Origin of the sequence: Xanthomonas bonasiae, assembly GCF_014836395.1 — a bacterium.
In the GTDB taxonomy this organism is placed as follows: domain Bacteria; phylum Pseudomonadota; class Gammaproteobacteria; order Xanthomonadales; family Xanthomonadaceae; genus Xanthomonas_A; species Xanthomonas_A bonasiae.
Map to the genome: position 1 here is coordinate 203,724 of NZ_JACSQX010000008.1, position 21,790 is coordinate 225,513.

At 69.1% G+C, this 21,790-nt stretch carries 22 protein-coding genes; 9 read left to right on the forward strand and 13 right to left on the reverse strand.

The genetic code is table 11. From position 1 onward, the window contains the following. Positions 1–74 precede the first annotated feature (74 nt). Positions 75–1,079 carry an NAD-dependent epimerase/dehydratase family protein gene (locus tag H9658_RS14820; RefSeq protein WP_191825912.1) on the forward strand — a complete coding sequence of 335 codons (1,005 nt, stop codon included), beginning with the start codon at positions 75–77 and terminating at the stop codon, positions 1,077–1,079. A gap of 156 nt (positions 1,080–1,235) precedes the next feature. Here the strand turns inward: H9658_RS14820 and hemB are convergent, their stop codons facing one another. Beyond that, positions 1,236–2,228, reverse strand: coding sequence for a porphobilinogen synthase (hemB, locus tag H9658_RS14825; protein ID WP_179571033.1), 993 nt, complete (start codon positions 2,226–2,228; stop codon positions 1,236–1,238). Positions 2,229–2,437: 209 nt separating this feature from the next. Next, positions 2,438–2,686, reverse strand: a complete 249-nt coding sequence (locus tag H9658_RS14830; protein ID WP_053839316.1) for a hypothetical protein — start codon at positions 2,684–2,686, stop codon at positions 2,438–2,440. A gap of 177 nt (positions 2,687–2,863) precedes the next feature. Here H9658_RS14830 and H9658_RS14835 point away from each other — a divergent pair, with 177 nt between their 5' ends. Then, positions 2,864–3,337 (forward strand): hypothetical protein, encoded by a 474-nt coding sequence (locus H9658_RS14835; protein WP_191825913.1) that lies wholly within the window; start codon positions 2,864–2,866, stop codon positions 3,335–3,337. Between the two features lie 302 nt (positions 3,338–3,639). Continuing rightward, on the forward strand, positions 3,640–4,014 hold the full coding sequence (locus tag H9658_RS14840; RefSeq protein ID WP_191825914.1) for a hypothetical protein: 375 nt from the start codon (positions 3,640–3,642) through the stop codon (positions 4,012–4,014). Positions 4,015–4,059: 45 nt separating this feature from the next. Here the strand turns inward: H9658_RS14840 and H9658_RS14845 are convergent, their stop codons facing one another. The 4 genes from H9658_RS14845 to H9658_RS14860 all read right to left on the reverse strand — a co-directional run bounded on the left by H9658_RS14845 (position 4,060) and on the right by H9658_RS14860 (position 9,769). Then, the gene (locus H9658_RS14845) at positions 4,060–5,853 is read right to left on the reverse strand and encodes a DUF885 domain-containing protein (protein ID WP_191825915.1); all 1,794 of its coding nucleotides are present in this window, start codon (positions 5,851–5,853) and stop codon (positions 4,060–4,062) included. A gap of 290 nt (positions 5,854–6,143) precedes the next feature. Then, on the reverse strand, positions 6,144–6,734 hold the full coding sequence (locus tag H9658_RS14850; protein WP_191825916.1) for a cytochrome c oxidase assembly factor Coa1 family protein: 591 nt from the start codon (positions 6,732–6,734) through the stop codon (positions 6,144–6,146). A 39-nt stretch (positions 6,735–6,773) separates the two neighbouring features. Beyond that, positions 6,774–9,005, reverse strand: coding sequence for a S9 family peptidase (locus H9658_RS14855; RefSeq protein ID WP_191825917.1), 2,232 nt, complete (start codon positions 9,003–9,005; stop codon positions 6,774–6,776). A gap of 74 nt (positions 9,006–9,079) precedes the next feature. Further along, complete coding sequence (locus H9658_RS14860) at positions 9,080–9,769, reverse strand: glutathione binding-like protein (protein WP_179571038.1); 690 nt, start codon at positions 9,767–9,769, stop codon at positions 9,080–9,082. A 111-nt stretch (positions 9,770–9,880) separates the two neighbouring features. Between H9658_RS14860 and H9658_RS14865 the strand changes: the two genes are divergently transcribed. Both H9658_RS14865 and H9658_RS14870 read left to right on the forward strand, forming a co-directional pair. Continuing rightward, on the forward strand, positions 9,881–10,483 hold the full coding sequence (locus H9658_RS14865) for a TIGR00645 family protein (protein ID WP_191825918.1): 603 nt from the start codon (positions 9,881–9,883) through the stop codon (positions 10,481–10,483). 178 nt (positions 10,484–10,661) lie between these two features. After that, positions 10,662–11,666, forward strand: a complete 1,005-nt coding sequence (locus H9658_RS14870) for an energy transducer TonB (protein ID WP_191825919.1) — start codon at positions 10,662–10,664, stop codon at positions 11,664–11,666. A gap of 139 nt (positions 11,667–11,805) precedes the next feature. Here the strand turns inward: H9658_RS14870 and H9658_RS14875 are convergent, their stop codons facing one another. From H9658_RS14875 to H9658_RS14900, 6 genes are all read right to left on the reverse strand, one after another. Then, positions 11,806–12,987: an ABC transporter permease gene (locus H9658_RS14875; protein ID WP_179571041.1), complete on the reverse strand. Its 1,182-nt coding sequence runs from the start codon at positions 12,985–12,987 to the stop codon at positions 11,806–11,808. Continuing rightward, positions 12,984–13,730: an ABC transporter ATP-binding protein gene (locus H9658_RS14880; RefSeq protein WP_191825920.1), complete on the reverse strand. Its 747-nt coding sequence runs from the start codon at positions 13,728–13,730 to the stop codon at positions 12,984–12,986. The genes H9658_RS14875 and H9658_RS14880 overlap by 4 nt, the downstream gene beginning before the upstream one ends. A gap of 31 nt (positions 13,731–13,761) precedes the next feature. Beyond that, entirely contained in the window at positions 13,762–15,279 is a 1,518-nt protein-coding gene (locus H9658_RS14885; RefSeq protein WP_179571043.1) for an alpha/beta hydrolase, read from the reverse strand. Between the two features lie 82 nt (positions 15,280–15,361). Continuing rightward, positions 15,362–15,562, reverse strand: coding sequence for a helix-turn-helix transcriptional regulator (locus H9658_RS14890; protein ID WP_003472309.1), 201 nt, complete (start codon positions 15,560–15,562; stop codon positions 15,362–15,364). Further along, positions 15,559–16,140 (reverse strand): hypothetical protein, encoded by a 582-nt coding sequence (locus H9658_RS14895; protein ID WP_191825921.1) that lies wholly within the window; start codon positions 16,138–16,140, stop codon positions 15,559–15,561. Before H9658_RS14895 ends, H9658_RS14890 begins: the two co-directional genes overlap by 4 nt. A gap of 487 nt (positions 16,141–16,627) precedes the next feature. Then, positions 16,628–17,383: an SDR family NAD(P)-dependent oxidoreductase gene (locus tag H9658_RS14900; protein WP_191825922.1), complete on the reverse strand. Its 756-nt coding sequence runs from the start codon at positions 17,381–17,383 to the stop codon at positions 16,628–16,630. A gap of 237 nt (positions 17,384–17,620) precedes the next feature. Between H9658_RS14900 and H9658_RS14905 the strand changes: the two genes are divergently transcribed. Then, a complete protein-coding gene (locus H9658_RS14905) occupies positions 17,621–18,514 on the forward strand; it encodes an AraC family transcriptional regulator (protein ID WP_179571046.1) in 894 nt (297 codons plus the stop codon). A 113-nt stretch (positions 18,515–18,627) separates the two neighbouring features. Here H9658_RS14905 and H9658_RS14910 read toward each other — a convergent pair whose 3' ends face one another. Further along, on the reverse strand, positions 18,628–19,377 hold the full coding sequence (locus H9658_RS14910) for a ferredoxin--NADP reductase (RefSeq protein ID WP_191825923.1): 750 nt from the start codon (positions 19,375–19,377) through the stop codon (positions 18,628–18,630). A 100-nt stretch (positions 19,378–19,477) separates the two neighbouring features. Here H9658_RS14910 and H9658_RS14915 point away from each other — a divergent pair, with 100 nt between their 5' ends. From H9658_RS14915 to H9658_RS14925, 3 genes are read left to right on the forward strand one after another with little or no spacing between them, the layout of a single operon-like run. After that, entirely contained in the window at positions 19,478–20,485 is a 1,008-nt protein-coding gene (locus H9658_RS14915; RefSeq protein ID WP_225209992.1) for an ABC transporter ATP-binding protein, read from the forward strand. A 21-nt stretch (positions 20,486–20,506) separates the two neighbouring features. Beyond that, the gene (locus H9658_RS14920; RefSeq protein WP_191825924.1) at positions 20,507–21,322 is read left to right on the forward strand and encodes an ABC transporter permease; all 816 of its coding nucleotides are present in this window, start codon (positions 20,507–20,509) and stop codon (positions 21,320–21,322) included. Then, positions 21,319–21,762: a hypothetical protein gene (locus H9658_RS14925; RefSeq protein ID WP_191825925.1), complete on the forward strand. Its 444-nt coding sequence runs from the start codon at positions 21,319–21,321 to the stop codon at positions 21,760–21,762. The genes H9658_RS14920 and H9658_RS14925 overlap by 4 nt, the downstream gene beginning before the upstream one ends. Positions 21,763–21,790 lie beyond the last annotated feature (28 nt).

A 21,790-nucleotide genomic window follows, 5' to 3' on the forward strand; every position in this document is an offset into this window, starting at 1 on the left:
GGCCGATGTTCGCCAATTCCTTTGCTATGCGGCGGTGATCACACTGCTCGCATTCCCCGCAACGGAGTCCCCGCATGACAACGACATCCACCGCCCTGGTCCTGGGCGCCAGCGGCGGCATCGGCGGCGAACTGGCGCGCCAGCTACGCGACGCCGGCTGGCAGGTGCGCGCCCTGCAACGCGGACTCGCCGCCGCCAGCGAAACCCGCGACGGCATCCACTGGCTGCGCGGCGACGCGATGTGCCGCGAGGACGTGCTGCAGGCGGCGCGCGGCTGCGCGGCGATCGTGCATGCGGTCAATCCGCCCGGCTACCGGCGCTGGGCCGAGCTGGTGCTGCCGATGATCGACAACACGATCGCCGCGGCCTGCGCCGAAGGCGCGACCATCGTGCTGCCAGGCACGGTCTACAACTACGGCCTCGATGCCTACCCGGCGCCGGACGAAGACGCCGCGCAGACCCCAGCCACGCGCAAGGGCGCGATCCGGGTCGAGCTGGAGCGGCGCCTGCAGGCTTCGACCGCGCACGGTGCGCGGGTCATCGTGGTGCGCGCCGGCGACTTCTTCGGCCCACGCGTGGGCAACAGCTGGTTCGCGCAGGGACTGGTGAAAGCAGGGCACCCGATCGCCAGCGTGACGCTGCCGGGCGATCCCGGCGTCGGCCATCAATGGGCGTACGTGCCGGACGTGGCGCGGACCATGCTGCGCCTGCTGCAGCAGCGCGATGCGCTGCCGGCGTTCGCGCGGCTGCACATGGACGGACACTGGGACGCCGACGGCACGCAAATGGCGGCGGCGATCGCACGCGCGCTGCACCGCCACGGCATAGCGCCGCCACGGACCCGCCGCTTCCCGTGGTGGCTGCTGACCCTGGCCATGCCCTTCTGGCCGCTGGCGCGCGAGCTGCGCGAGATGCGCCCGCTGTGGCGCCATCCGCTGCGCATGCGCAATACGCGCCTGCTACAGACGCTCGGCGAAGAGCCGCACACGCCGCTGGACGAGGCGGTGGAGGCGACGCTGCTCGGGTTGGGCTGCCTGCCGGCAGCGGCTTCCATGCCGCTGGCGCATCCGTCCGCGTAAATGCATCACCGACGCCCGCACGTTTTTGTCTGCGCGCATCATGCCGTCGCAGGAGCGGCTTCAGCCGCGACAGGGTGCTACCGGTAGAGCCCTGTCGCGGCTGAGGCCGCTCCTACAACAAAGCGGCATGATCTGAATCGCAAGAACGCTACCGCCTCAGCGCGCCTCGCGCAGCCAGCGCGCCACCTGCGGCGCGAAGTAGGTCAGCACGCCGTCGGCGCCGGCGCGCTTGAACGCCATCAGCGATTCCAGCACGCACTTGCGCTCGTCCAGCCAGCCGTTGGCGAAGGCGGCCTTGAGCATCGCGTACTCGCCGCTGACCTGGTAGGCGAAGGTCGGCACGCGGAATTCGTCCTTCACCCGCCGCACCACGTCCAGGTACGGCATGCCGGGCTTGACCATCACCATGTCGGCGCCTTCCTCCAGGTCCAGCGCGATCTCGCGCATGGCCTCGTCGCCGTTGGCCGGGTCCATCTGGTAGGTGCTCTTGTCGGCCTTGCCGAGGTTGCCGGCGCTGCCGACCGCGTCGCGGAACGGGCCGTAGAACGCCGAGGCGTACTTGGCCGAATAGGCCATGATGCGCACGTGCAGATGCTCCTCGGCATCCAGCGCGCGGCGGATCGCGCCGATGCGCCCGTCCATCATGTCCGAGGGCGAAACGATGTCCACGCCGGCCTGCGCGTGCGACAGCGACTGCTTGACCAGCGCTTCGACGGTGATGTCGTTGAGCACGTAGCCGCGCGCGTCGATGATGCCGTCCTGGCCGTGGGTGGTGTACGGATCGAGCGCCACGTCGGTCATCACCCCCAGTTCGGGGAAACGCGCCTTCAGCGCGCGCACCGCGCGCTGCGCCAGACCGTCCTCGTTCCAGGCCTCGGCCGCGTCCAGGCTCTTGCCGGAGGGGTCGATCACCGGGAACAGGTCGATCACCGGAATGCCCAGTTCCAGCGCGGTCTCGGCTTCCTTCAGCAGGTCGTCGATCGACAGCCGCTCCACGCCGGGCATCGAGGCGATCGGCGCGCGGCCTGGCAGTTCGTGCACGAACACCGGCCAGATCAGGTCGTCGGCGGTCAGGGTGTTCTCGCGCATCAGCCGGCGCGAGAAGTCGTCGCGGCGCATGCGCCGGGGGCGGTAATGGGGATGGGCCACGCGAGGCTCCTGCAGGGACGGGTCGGACGTCGCGCACGCGGCACTGCGAGGCGACGCCCGGTCTGCCGAGCCGCGCCGCACGCACCGGCGCGAACGGTGACGGCCACCGCAGCGGTCGTCACCGCCGAATTTTACGCCTGCCGGCCGCAGATGGACGGGAACTGCTGCAACACAGCATGCCGCCGTGCCCGGCATGCACCGGCATGCCGTTAGATCACTCCGCCGCCCAGGCTCAGCCGGATCACCCCGACCACGATCACCAGGCCGTTGAGGATCAGCCCGGTCTTGGCGCGGCCGCGGTTCGGGGCCGAGGTGAACAGCAGGCCGATCGCGGCGATGATCGCGCCGACCGCGGCGAACGGGATCACGAACCAGTTGCCCCAGCCCAGCAGCGGGATGAAGGCCAGGATCATCCACAGCAACGCTACGATGCCCCACAACAGACTGATCAAGCCCATGCCGTCGCCCTACGCTGAATGCCAGTGCGCACCATAGCGCGCGGCCCTGGCGGCGCAAGCCAACTCTTGGCACGGGACTCACGGCGTGCGTGCCACGGTGGCGGCGATGGCGGGTGCGCCGCGGTTCACCGATCGCGCCTATCATCGCGTCGTGAACCGATTCCCAGGGGTGATGCCATGAACGTCCGACCGCTGTTGCCGCTGGCGCTGCTGTTCGCGCTGGCCGGCTGCGCCAGTTCCTCCAAGGTGATGGTCGGCGCGCCGCGCCCCCCGATCGACCCGGCCCTGGTCCAGATCTATTCGACCCCGCCGCTCGGCGCGGTCGACATCGCCCAGCTCGAATCGTCCAGCGCGGCCGGCTTCGGCACCCAGGGCCAGACCGATGCGGCGATGGCCCGGCTCAAGCGCGAGGCGGCCAAGCTCGGCGCCAACGGCGTGGTACTGATGGGCGTGGCCTCGCAGCGCTCCGGCGGCGGCGTGTCGGTGGGCGCCGGCAGCTACGGCGGCCACGTCGGCGGCGGCCTGGGCATCGGCATCCCGACCACGCAGAAGCGCGCCGCCGGGATGGCGATCTGGGTGCCGCCGGGGGCGCAGGTGCCGACAGCGCAAGAGCCACAGCCCCAACCGCCGTTGCCGGCGCAGGAACGCTGAGCGTCTTGGGAGAGTGATCCCGGCGGTTTCCGCTGTCGAAGCGCCGCCCGCCCCGACAATCGGCCATCCGCAGGCCGATGGCGGGCCAGCCTCCTCGGCGTCCGGCTTCACCGTGCCCTGGGTCGCCGCGGCGGCCCAGGCACAGACGACCGCCGTCCGGGAACCCTTGGTAAGCTATTGGCCGGGTTATAGTATTCCCCGACCCTCGGGCATTTCAGGGGATGGATCCGGACCCGTGAGGGCCGTGACCCGTCATTGCTCTGAGCGCACGGGATGGACCGTCTTTGACAGAAGGACTCGTTATGAAGCGCTGGATATGGATATTGGTCGCGTTCTTCGGACTGCAGGGCACGGCCAAAGCAGTGGGCCCTTATGTGGAGTTTGCTTGCCGCGACAATGACCCCTTCGTGTTCTGTACCCAAGGCTGCAAGGACAGCGACAAGAACTGGATCCCGATAAGTCCAAGCAGCGGGACTTGGGTAGCGGTGCCTGGATATTGCCCTTACCCAACCACTGGCGCCTGCTGCATCGGAAATGTCTGCTTTCTGCCCTGGACGCAAACCGCAGTGACCGCTGTCGGGCAGTACATGGCCTATTGCCCCATAGGCGGCGGTAAAGCAAGCGACTGGAAGAACACGGACGGGCGGCGCCCTGAGAGCGTCCCGGAAGATCACTGAAGTCCGACCGTGCCGCTGCGCGGTCGGCGCAGCGGCACGGTTCCATCACTTCCGTTGTGCCGGGACGAACACCTCGTCCACCGCGGTCGCCAGCTGATCCGGCGGCAGCAGGCCCTGGTCGAGCAGGAAATTGTTGAACTTGAGCCGGTCGAACTTCGCGCCCAGCGCCAGTTCGGTGCGCATGCGCAGTTCCATGATGCGGCTGTAGCCATAGAAGTAGCTGCCGGCCTGGCCGGGCGCGCGCATCATGTAGCGGTCCAGTTCCTGCCGCGCCATCGCCGGCGACAGGCCGACGTCGTTCTCCAGCACCAGGCGCGCGCGTTCGCGGTCGGTCAGGCCCAGGTTGAGCATCGGGTCGAGCATGGCGCGCGCGGCGCGCAGCAGGCGGAACTGCAGCGCGATCAGCTGCCCGTCCAGCGGTTCGTACGGCACCATTTCGGCCTCGGCGTACAGCGCCCAGCCTTCGACGTTGACCGAATTGAACGCGAACATGCTGCGCGCCAGGGAGACGCCGCGCTCGACCATCGCGGTGAACTGCAGTTCGTGGCCGGGCCGGCCCTCGTGCGCGCTCAGCGTCCACGCCGCCGAGCCGAAGTTGAAGTCGTCGTAGTGCTCGCCCTTGCCGGCGGTATCCGGATTGCCCAGCGGCAGCACGAAGGTGCCCTGCTCGCCGGTATTGCCGACCAGCGGCGCCGGACGGAAATGCGGCGCCGGTTGCGCCGCGCTCTCGGCCGCCGACCCCAGGCGCATCTGCATCGGCCGCTGCGGCACATCGACGATGCGCTGCTGGCGGATGATCGGATCGATCTGCGCGATGACGTCGCGGTAATGGGTTTCCAACTGGTCGTTGGCGATGGTGTCGCGCTTGAGCGCTCGGATCACCGCGCGGTAGTCGCCGGGATTGTCGACCTTCAGGCCCTGGGCCTTGGCCACCAGCGGCGCCAGCTGCTGCATCGCCGCGCGGGTCTCCATGAATTCCAGTTGCGCGCGCTGCATCAACAGTTGCGGCGCGATGTCGATGCCGACCTGCTTGAGCTGGAAGGCGTACAGCTCCGGCGGCAGGCGCGCGTCCTCGCGCGCCTTCGGCAGCACCACCTTGCGCGTCCAAGCGGCGTAGTCCTTGAACTGTTTGTCCATCGCCGCCAGCGCCGGTTCGGCGCCGTCGATCTTGTAGGTCGCGAACAGTTCGCGAATGCCCTTGGCGTAGGTGTCGACGTTGCTCAAGGCCTGCTCGACCTCGCGTCGGGTCGGCGGCAGCAGCGCGCCGTTGGCCAGCTTTTCCTCGTAGCGCTGGCGCGCCAGCACGAGCGAGGAGGTGCTGCCGGGCGCCAGGCCGACATAGCGCTGCAGCCGGTCCAGCGCCTTGGCCCGGCGCGCCGCCGGCACCTGTTCGGACAGCAGATTGTTGAGGCCGCCGAACACCATCTGCGGCGCATCCTGCCACGGCAGCAGCAGGCGTTCGTTCAACGCGCTGCCTTCGGCGGCCTGGTCGGCGGCATGGATCATGATCGCCAGGTCCTGGCGCACGTTGGGATCGCGCTCGACCTCCAGCTTCTCCTGCAGCGCGCGCCGGGCCTTGCCGATCGCGTCGCGATAGCGGCGGGCATTGTCCGGCCCCAGGTCGGCGACCTTGTCGTCGTAGCCCGGCACGCCGAAGAAGCTCACCTCCTCGGGTTGGAACGGCGCCTGCGCCTGCAGCAGGATCTGCGCGAAGTCGTTGCTGCGCTTCACCCATGCCGGGCCGGCGGCCTCGGCCGGAGCGGCGGCGGGCGCGACCTGCGCGAGGACAGGCAAAGGCGCGACCAGGGCCAGCGCGATGGCGAGGACGAGTGGCTTCATCGGTGAATCTCCAGCGGGACGATGCGGCGACCGTACGCGGCGCGCGCACGGCCGGCAAGCTGCCGTAGGTCATGGCCGCGCCGGGTGGCCAGCGATCGCGCGCGACACGGAAGCGACCAGGGCCGCCGCTGCAGGCTCGCGAATCGTAGACACGGCCACACCGTCTGCGGACGGCAGCACGGCGACAGCGCGATGCCCCGCACCCACCCTGCCCGCGCAACGCAGCGACGCGACGGATTCGGCCACGCGGCGTGGGTGCCACTGCGCCGCATGCCGCGGCTGCGCGGAGCTTATTGCGTGCTGTCCGCCTCGGCCGACGCAGCCGGATCCGCGTCGGTCTGCACCTCGTTGACGGCATCCGCGTCGGAATCGGACTCGGCGTCGGTTTCGATGGCGTCGTCCACTCCGGAATCGACATCCTCGAGCAGCGGAATCGCCTCGCCGGCGTCGGGCAGCACCTGCAGCGTCGTGTAGTGCCATTCGCCGGCATGGCGCTCGGCTTCGATGTACAAGGTGCCGTTGCCGCGCGCGCCGTGCAGCGACACGCTGAGATTGGCGCTGCCGGTGCCGTTGCTGGTGGAAATGCTGCCGCTGGGCATGATCCCGTCCTTGACCGGCGCGCCCAGCGCAGCGATGACCCGCTGGTCGAGCTGCGCGGCCATCAGGCCGACGCGGTACGGCTCGGACGACTTGGTGACGCGTGCGATGCCCATCACGAACACCGCGATCGAGGCCAGCAGCATTGCGCCCAGCAACAGCACCACCAATGGCACCGCCCATTTCCAGTGGCGTGCCCACCAGCCCTTCCGGGCCGCCACCGGCGGCGCGGCGGCGGCGGGGTCAGACACGGGCGAACCGGGTAACGGCGGCGGCGTGGACATGCAGAACTCCTTTTCGGCGAAAGGCGGTGCGGGTGGTGATCAGGGCTTCAGGCAACGTGCCAGGAACGCTTCGGTGGTGCGGTAGCGGTGCAGCGCATTGCTGCCGGACAGGCCGTGCTTCGCCCCAGGATAGGTCATCAGCTCGAACAGCTTGCCGCGCTTCTGCAGCTCGCTCATCAGCGAGGTCGAGTTGGTGAACAGCACATTGTCGTCGGCCATGCCGTGGATCAGCAGCAGCGGCGAATTCAGGCCATCCAGATGCGCGGCCACGCGGCCGTCGCGGTAACCGTCGGGATTGGCCGCGGGCAGGTTCATGTAGCGCTCGGTGTAGTGGCTGTCGTACAGCCCCCAATCGGTCACCGGCGCGCCGGCCACGCCGCAGGCATAGGCCTCGCTGTGCTTGGCCAGCAGCATCAGGGTCATGTAGCCGCCGTTGGACCAGCCGTACACGCCGATGCGCGCGGCATCCACCCACGGCTGCGCCTTCAGCCAGGCGACGCCGCGCAGCTGGTCGTCCACTTCCACCGTGCCCTGCCGCTGGTACAGCGCACCGCCGAAGTCGCGGCCGCGGCGCGGCGTGCCGCGGTTGTCGACCGAGAACACGACATAGCCATGCTGGGCCAGGTACTGGTCGAACAGCGCGTCGCCGCGCACCGGCCAGCCGTCGAGCACGGTCTGCGCGGCCGGGCCGCCGTAGACGTACACCACCACCGGATAGCGCTTGGCCGGATCGAAGTCGGCGGGCTTGGTCAGCCGGTAGTGCAGCGACGTCTTGCCGTCGGCCGCGGTCAGGTGGCCGAACTCGACCGGACGCTGCGCGTCGCGGTACCTGGCGTAGGGATGCTGCGGATCGGCCAGATCGTTGACCAGCAACGTGGCGATCTTTTCGCCACTGGCGCGGAACAACTCGATCTGCGGCGGCGTGGCGGTGTTGGACCAGCTGTCGACGTAGACGCTGGCGTTCTTGGCGAAGCTGGCCGCATGCGTGCCGTTGGGCTTTGACAGCTGCTCGATCACGCCGCCGGCCAGCGGCACCGCGTAGAGCTGGGTCTGGGTCGGCGACTCCCTGGTCGCGGAGAAGTAGACCTTGCCGGCGCCTTCGTCCACCGCCAGCAGCTCGTCCACGATCCAGTCGCCGTGGGTCAGCGGAACCAGTTTGCGTCCGTCTTCCGAGGCCAGGTACAGGTGCTCGTAGCCGCTGCGCTCCGAGCCCCACACGAAGCGCCCGTCCTTGAGGAAATGCAGGTCGTGGTTGAGCGGCACCCAGGTCTTGCTGGTCTCGGTGACCAGCACGCGCTGCTTGCCGCCGGCCAGGGTCACCTCGATCAGTTCGAGCTTTTTCTGGTCGCGCGACTGGCGCTGGAAGGTCAACCGCCGCGCATCGCGCCAGTCCACCCGCGCCAGGTAGATGTCCGGATTCTTGCCCAGGTCGATCCACTGCGGCTGCGCGCCGGCGCGCGGCGCGATCGTGCCCAGCTGGATCCTGACGTTGGGCTGCCCGGCCTGCGGATAGCGCTGCTCGATCACCTCGGTGTGGTCGGCATACACCTCCGGGCGCTTCTGCACCGGCACGCCGGATTCGTCGATGCGCGCGAAGGCGATCGCCGAGTCGTCCGGCGCCCACCAGTAGCCGGTGTGGCGGTCCATTTCCTCGTCGGCGACGAACTCGGCCACGCCGTTGCCGATGGTGTCGCTGCCGTCGCGGGTCAGCTGGTGCTGCTGGCCGCTGGCCAGATCGATCACCCACAGATTGCGCGCACGCACGAAGCTGACGTAGCCGCCCTTGGGCGAAATCTTCGGATCGGTGGCGAAACCCTCGCCGTGGGTCAGCTTGCGCACCGCGGCGCTGCCGGTCTTGCGCAGGTCGTACAGATACAGCTCGCCACCGAGCGGGAACAGCAGCGCGTGCGCATCCGGCGCCCACTGGTAATCGACGATGCCGGCATAGGCGGAAATGCGCTGGCGCTCGCGCCGCGCCTTCTCCTCGTCGCTCAGCGTCTCGGTGCCGGGCAGCACCACCTTCGAGTCCACCAGCAAGCGGGTCTGGCCGCTGGCGATGTCGTATTCCCACAGGTCCAGCTGGTTGCGGTCGCTGTCCTTGCCGCGCAGGAAGGTCACCCGCGAACCGTCGGGCGCGACCTGCGGCTTCATCAGGGTCGGCCCCGACAGCGGCTTGCTGCCGGTGATGGCCTCCAGGGTCAGTTTTTCGGCGTGCGCGGGAACGAGGGAAGTGGCGAGCATGAGGGCGAGAGCGGCGAACACAGAGCGCATGAAGGTTCCTGGCGTGGCACTAGCGCGCAAGGATGCGCGCGTGCCGGCGGTTTGAGAAGCGTGACGCGGACGGCTCAGCGCTTGCCGAACAGATGCTTGCGTTCGGCGTCGCTGAGCGGCTTGCCGGCGTCCGGATTGACCTGCTGCTTCAGCGCGTAGGCGCGCTGCGTGGCCGGGCGCGCGCCGATCGCGTCGTGCCAGCGTTTGAGATGCGGGAACGCGGCGTAGTCGGGGGTGAGCCCGTTGTACACCTCGATCCACGGATAGCTGGCCATGTCGGCGATGCCGTACTCGGCGCCGGCCAGGTACTCGCTGTGCGCCAGGCGCTTGTCGAGCACGCCGTGCAGGCGCCGCACCTCGGCGTTGTAGCGGTCGATCGCGTAGCCGATCTTCTCCGGCGCATAGACATTGAAGTGGCCCATCTGCCCGCTCATCGGGCCTAGCCCGGCCATCTGCCAGAACAGCCACTCCAGCGCGACGATGCGCCCGCGCGGATCGGCCGGCAGGAAGCGCCCGGTCTTCTCGGCCAGGTACAGCAGGATCGCGCCGGATTCGAACACGCTCTGCGGCGCGCCGCCGTCGGCCGGCGCATGGTCCACGATCGCCGGCATCTTGTTGTTCGGCGAGATCGCCAGGAACTCCGGCGCGAACTGCTCGCCGGCGCCGATGTTGACCGGCTTGATGGTGTAGTCCAGGCCGGCTTCCTCGAGCAACAACGTGACCTTGTGGCCGTTGGGCGTGGGCCAGTAGTACAGATCGATCATGGCGGCGGTCCGGAAACGGGGGCGTCCAGTGTAGCCGCGCCGTGCGCTTGGCAGCATCACGGCGGGCCAGTACCCTGCGCCTTCCTGCAACGCAGCATTCGATACCACGCCATGAGCCCTCCGCGCCCCCGCCTGAATCCGCTGTCCAGCCTGATCTTCGCCTCGCGCTGGTTGCAGCTGCCGCTGTACCTGGGATTGATCGTGGCCCAGGGCGTCTACGTGTTCCTGTTCGGCAAGGAACTGTGGCACCTGATCCACGAGGCGCCGAGCCTGGGCGAGCAGCAGATCATGCTGATCGTGCTCGGCCTGATCGATGTGGTGATGATCTCCAACCTGCTGGTGATGGTGATCGTCGGCGGCTACGAGACCTTCGTCTCGCGGCTGGGCCTGGAAGGCCATCCGGACCAGCCGGAGTGGCTGAGCCACGTCAATGCCAGCGTGCTGAAGGTGAAGCTGGCGCTGTCGATCATCGGCATCTCCTCGATCCACCTGCTCAAGACCTTCATCGCGGTCGGCGCGCTGGGCGGCATGCCGCTGTGCTCGCCGGACCAATTGGCCAGCGCCGCAGCCACGGTGGACCTGAAGAGCTGTGCGACGCTGACCCAGACCGGCGTGCTGTGGCAGACCATCATCCACGGCATCTTCATCCTGTCGGCGATCGGCATCGCCTGGACCGACCGGCTGATGTCCGCGCCGCCGAAACCGGCGCACTGACCTCGCGTGCACGGGCTCACGCTTTTCCGGCCGCCGCCACGCGGCCGTCAAGCACGCGGCCGGAGCGGATGCTAGATTGGCAGGTGGGGTGCGCTGGCAGGGACGGGGGAGCCGGACCGGCTGCGCGGGAGAACCACCGCTGCGTATTCATGGCCATCACCGGGGATTAGGGGGAAGCATGTTGCAGGTAACGACATTCGCGAAGGCGCGCCGCATGGCGCCGGTACTGCTGCTGGCCGCGTTGGCCGCCTGTTCCAAGCAGGAGGACACCACCCCGGCCGCTGCGCCGGCGGCCAAGCCCGCGGCAACCGCGCCGGCCGCACCGCCGGTCTCGGCCAAGGTGCAGTCGATGGGCACCGAGCAGCTGCACGAGTCGGCCAGCCAGGCGCTGCGCGAGAACCGCATGTATGCGCCGGCCGGCAACAACGCGGTCGAGTACTACCTGGCGTTGCGCGACAAGCAGCCGGACGACGCCGGGGTGAAGAGCGCGCTGACCGACCTGATGCCGTACACGCTGATCGCCGCCGAGCAGAGCATCAACCGCGAGGACTTCCCGGAAGCGCAGCGGCTGGTCGCGCTGATCGAGAAGATCGACAGCCAGGCGCCGGCATTGCCGCGGCTGAAGCTGGGCGTGAGCAACGGCATGCAGTCCGCGGCGCAGCGCAGCCAGGAAGAGACCGACAAGGTCAAGAAGGAGGCCGAACAGAAGGCCAAGCTGTTGGCCGAGCAGCAAAAGCAGGCGCAGCAGCAGGCCAGCGAGGCGCAGGCCGCGCAGCAGATCGCCGCGCAACAGGAAGCCGCGCGCCGCGAGAGCGCGCGCCAGGAAGCCGAGCGCCAGGCCGCCGCCGCGCGCAGCGCGCCGACCCCGGCTCCGGCAGCCGCACAGCCTGCGGCCACGCCACCGCCGGCGGCCGCCACCGCCAGCACCCAATCGCTACGCGCGATCAGCACCCCGGCGCCGCGCTACCCGCCCGAAGCGCTGCGTTCGGGCACCGCCGGCGAAGTGCTGGTGGAGATCACCGTCGGCACCGACGGCTCGGTCACCAGCGCCCGCGTGCTGCGCGCCACCCCGGCACGGGTGTTCGACCGCGAAGCGCTGAACGCGACCAAGCGCTGGCGCTTCGAGCCGGTCAGCGCGCCGGTCACGACGCGGCGCACGTTGGCGTTCAATCCCGGCGGCTAAGAAAAAAGCCCGGCTCCGCCGGGCTTTTTTTGGGATTGGGGAGTCGAAATTGGGGATTCGTAAAAGCAGCGCAAATGCATCGCTGCAGGAACGCCCTTCGCTCTTACGAATCTCCAATCCCGACTCCCCAATCCCGGCTTCACCCCGATATCGCCAACCGCTCCTGCCGGTAGCGACGCACCGCGGCCAGCCACAGCACCGCGGCCAGGCCGAAGCCGGCGGCCAGGTACACCGCCCAGATCTGCAGGTCGATCGGTTCGCGGCGGATGATCTTCAGCAGCATCTGGTTCTGCGCCAGGAACGGCACCGCGAACTGCCACAGCGTGGTCTTCAGCGGATACACCATCAACGCGTAACCGGGCAGCATCGGCAGCAGCATCAGCCAGGTCATGTGGCTCTGCGCTTCCTTCATGCTCTTGGCCGCGGCGGCCAGCAGGGTCAGCAGCGAGGTGCCGATGAACAGCATCGGCAGCAGCACGAACAGCATCTGCAGCATCGCCACGAAGCTGACGTTGAGCTGGCGGCCGATGCCGCTGGCGACCTGCGCGCTGAGCTTGAACGCGAGCAGGGTCAGCAGCAGCGAGGCCAGCCCGACCACGCATGCGGCGGCGATCTTGCCGCTGACGATGGCGCCGCGCGACGCCGGCGTGGCCAGCAGCGGCTCCAGCGATTGCCGCTCGCGTTCGCCGGCGGTGGCGTCGAGGATCAGATAGGCGCCACCGATGAACGAGGTGATGCTCAGCAGCACCGGCAGCAGCATGGCCAGCAGCACGCCGCGCTTGGCCTCGGCCGTGGCCAGGTCCTGGACGGCCATGTCCAGCGGCCGCGCCACCTGCGCGTCGACGCCGCGCGCCAACAGCCGCAGCGCGCCGACCTGCTGGCTATACATGCTCAGCGCCGTCTGCACGCGCGTGGTCGGGATGTCGGCATCGCGGCGGGTGCTGTCCTTGATGATCTCCACCAGCGCCGGCCGCCCCTCGCGCCAGGCGTTGGCGTAGTCCTCGTCGATCTTCAGCGCCAGGTCCACGTCCTGGCTGCGGATCGCCGCGGTCAGGTCCTTGGGCGGGGCGACCGCGTTCAGGCCTTGCGCGGCGAGGAACGCGACCAGGTTCGGCGCGCGCTCACGGCCGATCACCGGGATGTTCAGCGGCTTGTCGATCTGGGTCCTGACCCGGCTCTCGGCCAGCGCGCCCATGCCCAGGATCAGCGCCGGGTACAGCAGCGGGCCCAGCAGCAGGGCCAGCGCCAGGGTCCGGCGGTCGCGTCCGAGGTCGCGCAATTCCTTGCGCATTACGGTGAAAACGGTTCGAAACAGGCTCATGCGTGCAGTCCCTCGTCGCTGCCGATCGCCTTGACGAAGGCGTCTTCCAGATTGTCTTCGCCGGTCAGGGCACGCAGTTCGTCGGCCGTGCCGGCGGCCACCACCGTGCCCTTGGCGACGATGACGATGCGATCGCACAGCGCAGCCACCTCCTGCATGATGTGGCTGGAGAAGATCACGCAACGCCCCTCCTCGCGCAGCCCGCGCAGGAAGCCGCGCATCGCGCGGGTAGTCATCACGTCCAGGCCGTTGGTGGGTTCGTCGAGGATCACGTTGCGCGGATCGTGGACCAGCGCGCGCGCGATCGCGGTCTTGGTGCGCTGGCCCTGGCTGAAGCCCTCGGTCTGGCGATCGAGGATGTCGTCCATGTCCAGCGCCGCCGACAGCAGCCGCGTGCGCTCGGCGATGCGCGCCGCCGACAGCCCGTGCAGTTCGCCGAAGTAGGCGATGTTCTCGCGCGCGGTCAGCCGCTTGTACACGCCGCGCGCGTCGGGCAGCACGCCCAGCGCGCGGCGCACCGCCAGCGGATCGGCGCCCACGTCGATGCCGTCCACGCGCACCTGGCCCTGGTCGGGCGTCATCAGCGTGTACAGCATGCGCAAGGTGGTGGTCTTACCCGCGCCGTTGGGACCGAGCAGGCCGGTGATCTGGCCGTCGGCGGCTTCGAAGCTGACCCCTTGCACGGCCTTCACGGTGCCGGCCTTGGTCTTGAACGCCTTGTGCAGATTGTCGGCGACGATCATGCGCACTCTCCCCTGCGAAACGCTGCGCGGCTCATGGTTCCCATCCGTTGAATGAAGTGAAGGCCGGCACGCCGCTCATCGCGTCCAGGCAGGTGGCGTCGAGCTGCTTGGCATCGGCGTTCTCGAAGAACTGGCTCAGCAGCTTGGGCATGCAGCCCAGGGTCATGGTGCCGTGGCCCTGGCCGCGCACCACCAGGTGGCGGCCGTTGGGCAGGCCCTGCAACACGCGCGCGGCATAGCGCGGCGGGGTCACCGGATCCAGCTCGCCGGAGGTCAGCAGCACCGGCAGTTCGGATTTGAACGGCGCGGTGAAACCGGCCGGGCGCGTCCCGGTCGGCCATGCCGGACAGGCGGCGAAGAACATCTGCGCCACCTCCGGGCCGAGCAGGGTTTCGCCGCCGGCGGCAGGCGGGTGGTAACGGTCGGCATCCTCGGCGCAGATCACCGACCACTGCATGCCGCGGTTCATCTGCCCGTCCAGTTGCTTGCCCATCATCTTCGCCAGCGACATCAGCGGCGCATAGCGCTCGTGCGCGGCCTCGTCCAGCACCAGCGGCAACAGCGACGCGGTCTGCGGCGCGTACGAGAACGAGAACGCCAGGCTGGTGACGGTGTCGGCGGTCACCCGGTCGTGCTTGCTCTCGCCGCTGGCCGGGTCGCGATAGTCCACGTCCGCCGGCGCCTGCCGCAGCCGCTCCACCACCGTGCGCAGCTGCGCGCGGGTGTCGGTGGGAAAACGTTTGGCGCAGGCCGGGGTGGCCCTGCACTGCTCCGATTGCAGCTTGATCGCATCCTCGAAGGTGGTGGCGAATTCGCCGCCGACCACCAGGTCGTTCGGCGCCACGCCGTCGATCACCACGCTGCGGGTGTGCGCCGCATAGCGCGCCGCGTACTGCTGGGCGACGCGGGTGCCGTAGGAGCCGCCGATCAGGTTGAGCTTGTCCGTGCCGAGCGCGGCGCGCACCGCATCCAGGTCGGCGATGGCCTGGGTGGTGGTGTAGTAGCGCGGATCGGCGCGGCCCTGCAGCGACTGCGCGCAACGCCGCGCGTAGTCGAGCAGCTCACTGGCGGTGGGCGCGCGCGCCGGATCGGCCAGCTGCATTTCCTTGCCGTCCGCGCCCAGGCAGGTCAGCGGATTGGACTGGCCGGTGCCGCGCTGGTCGATCAGGAACACGTCGCGGCGCTTGCGGGTTTCGCGCAAGGCCATGTCGACGATGCTGGCCACCTCGGTCGCCGCCTGGCCCGGGCCGCCGGCGAGGAAGAACACCGGATCCGGATCGCTGCCGCCCTGGCCGGTGACCGGCAACCAGGCGATGTTGAGCTCGATCTTGCGTCCGCCAGGCACCGCCGGATTCTCCGGCACCGGCATGCGCGTGCATTGCGCCTCGACGTTGTTGGACGCGACCGGACTGGTCAACGTGCAGGGATGGAAGCGCAGCGTGCCGTAGCTGCGCCCCGCATTCTGCGGGGCCGGTCCGTGTCCGCCTTGGCAGGCGGCGAGCAGCAAGGTCGCCGCGACGACGGCGAGCGGTCTGCATGGGTGTCGCATGGTTCGCATCCTTGAGTTCATGGCTTGCAGGATGCCATGCCGGAGCATGGCGTCGTAGGTGACCGATGGCAGGTCGGAAGGGCTACTCGGAATCGTCGAACAGGAACACCTGCTCGATACTGTGCGCGAACAGCCGCGCGATACGGAACGCCAGCGGCAGGCTCGGATCGTACTTGCCGGTTTCCAGCGCGTTGATGGTCTGCCGCGACACGCCCAGCCGCTCGCCCAGCTCGCCCTGCGACCAGCCGCGGGCCTCGCGCAGTTCGCGGATGCGGCTGTTCATTGGTAGCGGCGCGCATTCACGCCCTTGGCGATGCCGTAGGTCGCGCACAGCAGCGGGAACACCCACAACATCGCCGCCGCCGCCGGCACCGCGATCGTGCCCGCCGCCTGCAGGAAACCGGCGGTCATGTAGCCGCCGGCGACCAGCCCGGCGGCGATGGCGATGGACTCCAGCTCGATGCGCCGCTGCATCTCGTCGGAGTCGCGCACGAAGCGCGCCACCGCACGGATCACCAGCGCCACCAGCAGCGCCGGCAGCAGCGCGATCAGCACCCGAGCCCAGTCCGCCTCGACACTGTTGAGCAGGCGCCTCCAGCACAGCATCACCGCGACGTACATCAGCATCGGCGGACCCAGTTCACGGTAGTAGCGGCGCGCCAGCGCCGGCACCGCGCTGTCGCGCAGGCTGCCCGACGACCACCACAGCATCAGCGCCAGGAAGATGCCGCCGATGCACAGCCCGAACCACAGCCCGCGAAAATAGTCGTCGCCGCGCAACAGCCGCAGCCACGGCGTGACCGCGAGCAGCGCGACGCTCACGCCCAGCACCACGATCGCGCTGCGCTTGCAGCGGTTCACGGCCGCGCCCCGACCGCAGCGCCGACCGTCTCCGACCGGCACCAATCGAATGCCATCACGACGTTTCGCATACATCCCCCTGTCAAGCACGCTTTACAGGAGGATGCGCGCGCCGGCAGCGGCTGTCAAGCGTCCTTTACAGCCGCTGGTGACAGGCGATGCCGTCGTGCAATCCGTCAGGGTCGCAGCGTCGGCATCGGCATCGGCGTTGGCGTTGGCGTCGCGCGCGATTGCCGCACGCGCGACTCCCGCAACACGTACCTCGGCATCGCGCCGGCAGCTGCGTCGTGGCCAGGCACGGAGGCGTTTTCAGACAGTCGCGCAGGGCCTCTCTGCGATCGCACTGCGCATCCGTCTCCTTGCGACATCGGCAGCTCCGTCGCGCTGCGATCGCACACAGGCCGCATCCTTGCGCGCGCTCTGCCGTCGCCGCACAAAGGGCGCCGGCCAGCAGGCCGACGCCCTCCGAGCCTCGCGGGACCGTCGGTCAGATGACCTGCCCGCCCGACACCTCGATCCGCTGCGCGTTGACCCAGCGGTTGTCCGGGCCAAGCAGGCTGGCGACCATCGGGCCGATGTCGTCGGGCACGCCAACGCGCCCCAGGGCGGTCATGTCGGCGAACTGCCTGTTCAGATCGGGCAGGTCGCGCACCGCGCCGCCCAGGAAGTCGGTTTCGATCGCGCCCGGGGCCACGGTGTTCACCGCGATGCCGCGGCCACCGAATTCCTTGGCCATGTAGACCGACAGGATCTCGACGGCGCCCTTGGCGGCCGCGTAGGCAGAGAAGCCCGGCATCGACACGCGGGTCAGGCCGGAGGAAAAGTTCACGATGCGGCCGCCATCGGCGATCAGCGGCAGCAGCGCCTGGGTCAGGAAGTACACGCCCTTGACGTGGGTCGCGAACAGCGTGTCGAACTGGGCTTCGGTCGTCTCTGCGAGCATGGCCATCTCGCCATGGCCGGCATTGTTGAGCAGGTGGTCGAAGTTGGTCCGGGACCAGGTGCCGGACAGGGCGCTGCGCACTGCGTCGGCGAAAGCGCCGAAGGACGCCACGTCGCTCACGTCCAGCGGCAAGGCCACCGCCTTGCGGCCCATCGCTTCGATTTCGGCGACGACGGCCTTGGCCTGGTCGGCGCCATTGCGGTAGGTCAGCAGGACATCGCCGCCACGGCGGGCGATGCTGATGGCGGTATTGCGGCCGAGGCCGCGGTTGGCACCGGTGATGAGGGTGATCGACGTCATGGGAATCTCCAGCGGGGTGGATGTTGCGGGGTGGAGAGACGATCGGACGGAACGCCCTCGCGCAGTTTCCCGATCCCGCCCATTTCTTGCCTATTCGCCCCGAATTCGCACTAACGAACCTCAGGAACCCCTCGTTTCCCCGCAAAAAATGAGCGCACCCCTGCCTTTTCTTCCGGATTTCTTGCCCAATCATCCAACTCGATTGTGCCCGCTGCGGCCACGCGCTAGGGTCTGCTTATGCCTGCGAATCTGTTGGAAACCGCGCGTCGCTACGCCGATGCGAACGTCGACGAGGCCGGGGTCGCGCGCACGCCCTTGCCCGGGCTTGCGATCCTGCGCGAGACCCGGCCGACGCCATTGCACTACGCCATCTGCAGGCCGCTGGTGGCGCTGGTGCTGCAGGGCAGGAAGCAGGTCACGATGGGCAGCAGCAGCTACGACTTCGGTGCCGGCGAGTCCCTGCTGGTCACCGCGGAAGTGCCCACGGTCAGCCAGATCACCCGTGCCTCGCTCGCCGCGCCCTACTACGCCTGCGTGGTGGAGCTGGACCCGGCCACGATCGCATCGCTGGTGGCCGAGATGGGCACGACCCCTTTCGCGATGGGGTCGCCGGTACGCGTCGATCCGACCGAGGCGGAAGTCGCCGACACCGCCGACAGGCTCATCCGCCTGCTGGACCGCCCCGCGTCGGTCCCCGTGCTGGGCCCGCAGTTGCTGCGCGAACTGCACTACTGGCTGCTGTCGGGGCGGCACGGCGGCGCGATGCGCGCGCTGGGCGTCACCGACAGCCATGCCCGGCGGGTGGGCCGCGCGGTGGCCAGGATCCGCTCGGACTTCGCCAGGCCGTTGCGCATGGAGCAGCTGGCGGACGCGGCGGGAATGAGCCTGTCGACGTTCCATGTGCACTTCCGCGCGATCACCTCGCTGACCCCGCTGCAGTTCCAGAAGCAGCTGCGCCTGATCGAGGCCAGGCGCCTGCTGTTGGCGGAAGGCGCGACGATCGGCCGGGCGGCCTCGGCGGTGGGGTACGAAAGCGTTCCACAGTTCACGCGCGAATACGGCCGCATGTTCGGCATGCCGCCGGGCAAGGACATCAAGGACACCCGGCAACGCCTGACCTCGGCCGCGTAGCCGAGGCGCGGGTCCCCTGCCGAGCAACCACTGCAGCGCCCGGAGCGATGTCCGGCGCGCGCAGGAAGCGAGCCACCAGGCGCCGGCGCATGGCGAGCGACGGCGCGCAGGCGCTACTTGCTGCTGACGTACTTCTCGCGGCGGATGTGCTGCACCGGCAGACCCGCCTCTTTCAGCGCATCGAAGCAGGCGTCGACCATGTTCGGATTGCCGCACAGATAGGCGATATCGCCGTCGGCCTGCGGCGCGAACTCGCCGAGGAACTGCTGCACGTAGCCGTGGCGCACGTCCGCATGCGGCGCGGCGGGCAGTTCGCGCGAGAAACACGGCACGAAGCGGAAGCGCGGATGCGCGTCGGCGAAGGCGCGGAACTCGTCGCCGTACAGCAGCTCGGCCGGCGTGCGCGCGCCCAGCATCAGTACCACCTCCGCGCCGCGCTCGGCCATCGCCGCTTCCAGCAGCGGCAACATCGAGCGATACGGGGTGACGCCGGTACCGGTGGCGATCAGCAGGTAGCGGCGGTTGCTGTCGCCCTGGTTCAGGCAGAAGCGGCCGTACGGACCGCTGGCGCAGACCTGCCCGCCGATCTCCAGGCCTTCGAACAAGGCCGTGGCCGCGCCGCCGGCGACGAAGCTGACCGCAATCTCGACCGTCGCATCGGCCGGCTGCGACGGATCGTGGCGGGTGGCCAGCGAATAGCTGCGCTTGGTGGCGGTGCCGTCGGCGTAGTGGAAGTGCACCTGCACGAACTGGCCGGGCACGAACGGCAGCGGCTGGCCGTCGTCGCGGACGAAGCGGTAGTGGCCGACGGCCGGGGCCAGCATGTGGCGGTCGACCAGTTTCAACGGGAATTGGGCAGGCACGCGGATGCAACAGTCTATGGCCGGGGCCGAGCCCACGAGGTCTTCTATAATAGCGGCTGCATTTCTTCAGCGCCGTCAACAGGGCGCGAAAGGGTCCGCCTTGAATATCGCCTCCCCGCTCCCCTCCCCGGTGCCCGCGCTGCGCGTGCGCGAGCTGCGCAAGACCTACGACAACGGCGTGCAGGCGCTGCACGGCGTGTCGCTGGACGTGCTGCCCGGCGATTTCTTCGCCCTGCTCGGCCCCAACGGCGCCGGCAAGTCCACCCTGATCGGCATCATCAGCTCGCTGGTCAACCTAAGCGCCGGCCAGGTCGAGGTGTTCGGCACCGACCTGAGCACCCAGCGCAGCGCGGCGATGCGCCTGCTCGGCCTGGTCCCGCAGGAGATCAACTTCAACCTGTTCGAGAAGCCCTTCGACATCCTGGTCAACTACGCCGGCTTCTACGGCATGCCGCGCGCGCAGGCCGAGCGCCAGGCGGAAGTGGAACTCAAGCGCGCGCACCTGTGGGAAAAGGCGCAGGTGATGAGCCGCACCCTGTCCGGCGGCATGAAGCGGCGGCTGATGATCGCCCGCGCGATGATGACCCAGCCGCGCCTGCTGATCCTGGACGAACCCACCGCCGGCGTGGACATCGAGATCCGCCGCGACATGTGGCGCGTGCTGCGCGAGATCAACGCCGCCGGCACCACCATCATCCTGACCACGCACTACCTGGAGGAAGCGGAGAGCCTGTGCCGCAACCTGGCGATCATCGACCGCGGCCGCATCGTCGAACAGGGACCGATGCGCGAACTGCTGGCCAAGCTCGACGTGGAAGGCTTCCTGCTCGACATCGACGGCGAACTGCCGGCGCAGCTGCCGGCGATCGAGGGCACCACCCTGCTCGCGCAGGACGCGCATACGCTGGACCTGGACATGCCGCGGGCGATGGACCTCAACCGCGTGTTCGCCGCGCTCGGCGCGGCCGGCATCCGCGTGCGCTCGATGCGCACCAAGAGCAACCGCCTGGAGGAACTGTTCGTGCGCCTCACCGGCGACAACCGGGACGGCGCCAGCGGCCCGGCCTCGGCGCCGGACTCGCCGAAGCAGCCGCCCGCCGCCGCCTGACCCCTCTTTCGCTGGACGCCAATGAATACCACTGCCAAACCGCAATCCCTCCTCCCCGAGACCACCCCGGCCCAGCGCAACTGGGTCGCGCTGGGCACCGTGGTGCGCCGCGAGGTCAAACGCATCCTGCGCATCTGGGGCCAGACCCTGGTGCCGCCGGCGATCACCATGACCCTGTACTTCCTGATCTTCGGCGGGCTGATCGGCTCGCGCGTGGGCGACATGGGCGGCTACAGCTACATGCAGTTCATCGTTCCCGGCCTGGTGATGATGAGCGTGATCCAAAACAGCTACGGCAACATCAGCTCCAGTTTCTTCGGCGCCAAGTTCGGCCGCCACGTCGAGGAACTGCTGGTCAGCCCGATGCCGAACTGGGTGATCCTGTGGGGCTACGTGGCCGGTGCGGTGCTGCGCGGGCTGATGGTCGGCGTGCTGGTGCTGATCATCGCCATGTTCTTCACCCCGGTGCGCATCCCGCACCCGCTGGTGACCCTGACCACGGTGCTGCTGGGCGCCACGATCTTCTCGCTGGCCGGCTTCATCAACGCCGTGTACGCGAAGAAGTTCGACGACGTGGCGATCGTGCCGACCTTCATCCTGACCCCGCTGACCTACCTGGGCGGCGTGTTCTATTCGGTGAAGCTGCTGCCCGGCTGGGCCGAGGCCGCCACCCACGCCAACCCGATCTTCTACATGGTCAACGCCTTCCGCTACGGCCTGCTCGGCAGCAGCGACGTGCCGGTGTGGGTGGCCTACGCGCTGATGCTGGGCTTCGTCGCGGTGCTCAGCGCGCTGGCGCTGTGGCTGCTCAAGCGTGGAGTGGGACTGCGCAGTTGAGCGCGCGCCGCGCCATCGGGCCGCTGTCATTGTGGCTGCTGTGCGGCGCCGCCGCGGTGCCGGCTGACGCGCCCGCGGCCGGCCAGGATCCGAGCGCCGAGACGCTGTACCGGCTGGGCGAGGCCGACGGCACGCAGCTGGCCCAGGCCCGTTACTGCGACCTGCCGCCGGCCGAGATGTCCCGCCTTGCCGACGCGCTGCAGCAGGCCGCGCGCGAGCGCGCGCTGGCCGCGAACGTGACCTTCGATGCGGCCGCGCACGACGCTGCGATGCGCGCCGGCTTCGACGATTTCCGCAAGCTGATGGCCGCCATCGAGGCGCAAGGCGGCGCCCAGGACCTGGCGCAACGCCAGGCGCACTATCGCGAGCAGTGCGCCGAGGTACGCGCCGGGATCGAGACCCTGATCGGCCCGCTGGCCAAGCAGGACACAAAGGGCTAGCGCGGCTCTGCCGGCGGATTCCACATCG

Bases quoted from the DNA above. Each gene is read 5' to 3' on its own strand.
- H9658_RS14850 (WP_191825916.1), bottom strand. From the start codon at position 6,734: ATGTCCACGCCGCCGCCGTTACCCGGTTCGCCCGTGTCTGACCCCGCC.
- H9658_RS14890 (WP_003472309.1), bottom strand. From the start codon at position 15,562: ATGAACAGCCGCATCCGCGAACTGCGCGAGGCCCGCGGCTGGTCGCAG.
- H9658_RS14860 (WP_179571038.1), bottom strand. From the start codon at position 9,769: ATGATCGATCTGTACTACTGGCCCACGCCCAACGGCCACAAGGTCACG.
- H9658_RS14835 (WP_191825913.1), top strand. From the start codon at position 2,864: ATGAACGTCCGACCGCTGTTGCCGCTGGCGCTGCTGTTCGCGCTGGCC.
- H9658_RS14900 (WP_191825922.1), bottom strand. From the start codon at position 17,383: ATGACGTCGATCACCCTCATCACCGGTGCCAACCGCGGCCTCGGCCGC.
- H9658_RS14865 (WP_191825918.1), top strand. From the start codon at position 9,881: ATGAGCCCTCCGCGCCCCCGCCTGAATCCGCTGTCCAGCCTGATCTTC.
- H9658_RS14855 (WP_191825917.1), bottom strand. From the start codon at position 9,005: ATGCGCTCTGTGTTCGCCGCTCTCGCCCTCATGCTCGCCACTTCCCTC.
- H9658_RS14885 (WP_179571043.1), bottom strand. From the start codon at position 15,279: ATGCGACACCCATGCAGACCGCTCGCCGTCGTCGCGGCGACCTTGCTG.
- H9658_RS14920 (WP_191825924.1), top strand. From the start codon at position 20,507: ATGAATACCACTGCCAAACCGCAATCCCTCCTCCCCGAGACCACCCCG.
- H9658_RS14880 (WP_191825920.1), bottom strand. From the start codon at position 13,730: ATGATCGTCGCCGACAATCTGCACAAGGCGTTCAAGACCAAGGCCGGC.
- H9658_RS14905 (WP_179571046.1), top strand. From the start codon at position 17,621: ATGCCTGCGAATCTGTTGGAAACCGCGCGTCGCTACGCCGATGCGAAC.
- H9658_RS14870 (WP_191825919.1), top strand. From the start codon at position 10,662: ATGTTGCAGGTAACGACATTCGCGAAGGCGCGCCGCATGGCGCCGGTA.
- H9658_RS14845 (WP_191825915.1), bottom strand. From the start codon at position 5,853: ATGAAGCCACTCGTCCTCGCCATCGCGCTGGCCCTGGTCGCGCCTTTG.
- H9658_RS14830 (WP_053839316.1), bottom strand. From the start codon at position 2,686: ATGGGCTTGATCAGTCTGTTGTGGGGCATCGTAGCGTTGCTGTGGATG.
- H9658_RS14875 (WP_179571041.1), bottom strand. From the start codon at position 12,987: ATGAGCCTGTTTCGAACCGTTTTCACCGTAATGCGCAAGGAATTGCGC.
- H9658_RS14840 (WP_191825914.1), top strand. From the start codon at position 3,640: ATGAAGCGCTGGATATGGATATTGGTCGCGTTCTTCGGACTGCAGGGC.
- H9658_RS14820 (WP_191825912.1), top strand. From the start codon at position 75: ATGACAACGACATCCACCGCCCTGGTCCTGGGCGCCAGCGGCGGCATC.